The sequence below is a fragment of the Actinotalea sp. genome (assembly GCF_041597215.1).
Classification (GTDB): Bacteria; Actinomycetota; Actinomycetes; order Actinomycetales; family Cellulomonadaceae; genus Actinotalea.
Genome location: NZ_JBFHHB010000280.1, coordinates 1 through 3,704 on the forward strand (window position 1 = coordinate 1; position 3,704 = coordinate 3,704).

Genomic DNA, 3,704 nt, shown 5'->3' on the forward strand with positions numbered 1-3,704 from the left:
CCACGCCGCTCGAGGCGCTGCGCAGCGTGTTCGGGTACGCGTCCTTCCGCGGCGAGCAGGCGGAGATCATCGACACCGTCGTCGGAGGCGGGGACGCGCTCGTCCTCATGCCCACCGGCGGCGGCAAGTCGCTCTGCTACCAGATCCCCGCGCTGGTCCGTCCGGGCACGGGCATCGTCGTCTCCCCGCTCATCGCCCTCATGCAGGACCAGGTCGAGGCGCTCTCGGCCCTCGGCGTCCGCGCCGGCTTCCTCAACTCCACGCAGGGCTACGACGAGCGCCGCGCCACCGAGCGCGCCCTGCTCGCAGGCGAGCTCGACCTCCTCTACCTCGCCCCCGAGCGCTTGCGCGTGCCCGAGACGCTCGCGCTGCTGTCCCGAGCCCCCGTCGCCCTGTTCGCGATCGACGAGGCGCACTGCGTCTCCCAGTGGGGTCACGACTTCCGGCCCGACTACCTGCTGCTGCACGTCCTCGGGGAGCAGTGGCCCGACGTCCCGCGTATCGCGCTCACCGCGACGGCCACCAGCCAGACGGCTGCCGAGATCCGCACCCGCCTGGGCCTGGACCACGCGCGCACCTTCGTCGCGAGCTTCGACCGACCCAACATCACCTACCGGATCGTCCCCAAGGACAACCCGCGCGCCCAGCTGCTCGAGCTGCTGCGCACCGAGCACGAGGGCGACGCAGGGATCGTCTACTGCCTCTCGCGCGCCTCGGTGGAGCAGACGGCGGACGTCCTCGTCGCTCAGGGCATCCCCGCCCTTCCGTACCACGCGGGTCTCGACTCCAGGACGCGCGCCGCGAACCAGTCCCGCTTCCTGCGCGAGGACGGCATCGTCATGGTCGCGACCATCGCGTTCGGGATGGGGATCGACAAGCCCGACGTGCGGTTCGTCGCTCACCTGGACCTGCCGAAGTCCGTCGAGGGCTACTACCAGGAGACCGGCCGCGCAGGACGCGACGGGTTGCCGTCGACCGCCTGGCTCGCCTACGGCTTGTCCGACGTCGTCCAGCAGCGCCGCATGATCGACACCTCCGAGGGGGACGCCGCGCACCGGCGTCGGCTCTCGGCGCACCTGGACGCGATGCTCGCGCTGTGCGAGACGGTGACCTGCCGGCGGGTGCAGCTGCTCGCCTACTTCGGTCAGGACTCCGAGCCGTGCGGCAACTGCGACACCTGCCTCGCGCCGCCCGATGCCTGGGACGGGACCGTCGCGGCGCAGAAGCTCTTGTCCGCCGTCGTACGGCTCGACCAGCGCGGGCAGCGCTACGGAGCGGGGCACGTCATCGACCTTCTGCTCGGCAAGGTGACACCGCGCGTCGCGCAGCTGGGCCACGAGGACCTCTCCGTCTTCGGGGTCGGCTCCGACCTGGACGAGCGCGCCTGGCGCGGGGTGGTGCGCCAGCTGCTCGCGCAGGGCCTGCTCGGCGTGGACTCCTCCGGGTACGGCACCCTGCACCTGGTCGAGGCCTCGCGTGCGGTGCTCGCCGGGGAGCGCACCGTGATGCTGCGCACGGAGGCGCCGCGGGCCGCGAAGGCCGTCCGGGCGAAGGCCAAGGCGAGGGCCGCGGCCGTCGCCGACCTCCCGGAGGAGGCCGTCGACCTGTTCGACCGGCTCAAGGCCTGGCGCGCAGGCGTCGCGAAGGAGAAGGGGGTGCCCGCCTACGTCGTCTTCCACGACGCGACGCTTCGGGCGATGGCGGAGCGGCGCCCCCGGTCCCTCGAGGAGCTCGGCGGCGTGAGCGGGGTCGGTGCCGCGAAGCTCGAGCGCTACGGCGCGGACGTGCTGGCGGTCCTCGCCTGAGCGGTCCGTCCGCTACGCCTGCCCCCGCCCGTCCACGCTCCGGAGCCGTCTCGCGTGGCGGGTGTCGAGCCACAGCAGGAACGTGCCCTGGACGACGATCGCCAGCCCGTCACCCCGTCGTGCGGTCCGTGCCAGAGCGATGCCGCCGACGACGTAGCCGACGTCGAGTCCGGCGTTGACCAGCAGCACCCGCCGCAGCCTGCGTACCCGGTCCGCGGTCTCGTCGCTGCGGGACCCCGCCGTCGAGCGTCGCCTCAGCGCGGCCCAGCCACCGAGTGCCAGGAGGGCGTTGATGGCGGCCCAGTCCACCGTCTGCCGCCCGAAGGCCTCGACCTGCGTCCGACTGCTCCTGCGCCCGCCGGCCCACAGAGCGCCGCCGCCCGCCGCGCTCACCGCAGCGCCGAGCCCGAGCTCACGCAGCAGCGGTGCCTCGATCATCCGTCCACGCTAGCGGCGGGCCCGCCCGTCCGCGCTCCGGGGCCCGGGGCGTTCTCGCGCACGGGGGTTGTCCCCAGGCCCGATGACGACGGCGCGCCCCACGCCCGAGCGGGTGATCTCCCCCACCGACCCGCACCCCGTGCGCCAGGATGAGCCGCGGGCCCACGAGGGCCCGGTGAGGAGAGCGGCGTGCGGAACGCAGCAGGGGCACGGCTCGGCAACCGCCCGACGACGGCGCGGCAATGAACGCGCCCGGGCCCGTCCCGCCGTCGTCCCCGCCACCGGGCTGGTACCCCGCGCCTGACGGCCGCCCGGCCTCTCGCTGGTGGGACGGCGCGCGTTGGACCGGGTGGTTGAGCGACGGCTACCGCTCCTGGACGGACAGCCCCGTCCGGCGGGGGCTCACGGGCGACGACCTGCCGGCCCTGCGCTTCGTGGAGGAGGTCTTCCTTCCCGATGCCGAGGCGCGCGGTGCCCTCGGCCCGCAGCAGCGTGCGGGACTGGTGGGGTTGGTGCAGGAGCTGGCCATGGAGGCGGCGAGCGTCCCGGGTGCTGCGGCCAGGGCGCGGGCCGAGGCGGCCCCGGCCGACGCGCACGTGGGCGAGGCGCACCCCGGCGAGGCGCACCCCGGCGAGACGCACGCCGGGTCCGGGCGCCCGAGCTCCGAGGACTCCCTGTTCGCGCATCCTGAGGCGACCAGCCGAGGGGCCGATCGGCCACCGCAGCCCGAGGCGACCGGATACGCCGCACCGCCCGGATCGGTGGCGTACCCGACGGCGCCCGGCTCGTCGGGGTACCCGGTCACGCCTGGCTCCGCGTCGCAGGCCGGAACCTCGGCCGGCCCGTGGTCCGTCGATCACCGGGCAGGGTCGCCCTCTCCACCCGCGCCGACCCTGCGCGCGACTGCCCTCCCCCGCGCTCCGCGCGAGCCCGGTCCGGTGGCCCGCTGGTGGGCGGGTACCTGGGAGCGGATCGGCTCCGACGTCGCCGTGCACGGACTGGCCTACCTGGGCGTGCTGCTGCTCTTCGTCGGGGTGTTCGGCCTGGTGGCGTTCGCGTTCGGGTCGGTCGCCCCGGCGATGCGTCCCGTCGCCGAGCTCGCCTCGGCCGGGGTCACGTTCGCGGCGGCTGCCCTCTTGCTCAGGCACGGGGCGGTCGTCGTCGCCCGGGCGATGGAAGCCGTCGGCGGGCTGATCCTCCCGCTCATGCTCGTCACCTCGACCGTCGACGGCTTCGCCTTCCCTCCGGAGCTGCGCGGCGCGTCGATGCCGATCGTGCTCGCGGCGGTCTGCGTCGCGGTGGCCGGGGGCTACGTCGCCTGGGCCGCCCGCCATCGTGAGAGCGGACTGCGTTACGTCGTCGCGCCGACGCTGTGGCTCGGCGTCGCGATGGGTGCGATCGGCCTCGGCAGGCCGATCCCCACGGGTCAGGACATCGCCGTTCCCGGCAGCGGGCAGGTCG

At 74.7% G+C, this 3,704-nt stretch carries 2 protein-coding genes and 2 pseudogenes; 3 read left to right on the top strand and 1 reads right to left on the bottom strand.

The genetic code is table 11. The features are described from left to right. A partial coding sequence (gene recQ, locus ABWK99_RS14575; protein WP_372595424.1) for a DNA helicase RecQ occupies positions 1 to 1,805 on the top strand: 1,805 nt, incomplete at its 5' end. Between the two features lie 12 nt (positions 1,806 to 1,817). Here the strand turns inward: recQ and ABWK99_RS14580 are convergent. Further along, entirely contained in the window at positions 1,818 to 2,243 is a 426-nt protein-coding gene (locus tag ABWK99_RS14580; RefSeq protein ID WP_372595425.1) for a hypothetical protein, read from the bottom strand. 242 nt (positions 2,244 to 2,485) lie between these two features. On the opposite strand from ABWK99_RS14580, the pseudogene ABWK99_RS14585 reads away from it, so the two are divergent. Further along, positions 2,486 to 2,587: pseudogene (locus ABWK99_RS14585) on the top strand (DUF2510 domain-containing protein); the annotation flags it as partial. A gap of 9 nt (positions 2,588 to 2,596) precedes the next feature. Beyond that, a pseudogene (locus ABWK99_RS14590) lies at positions 2,597 to 3,704 on the top strand (hypothetical protein); the annotation flags it as partial.

Bases quoted from the DNA above. Each gene is read 5' to 3' on its own strand.
- ABWK99_RS14580 (WP_372595425.1), bottom strand. From the start codon at position 2,243: ATGATCGAGGCACCGCTGCTGCGTGAGCTCGGGCTCGGCGCTGCGGTG.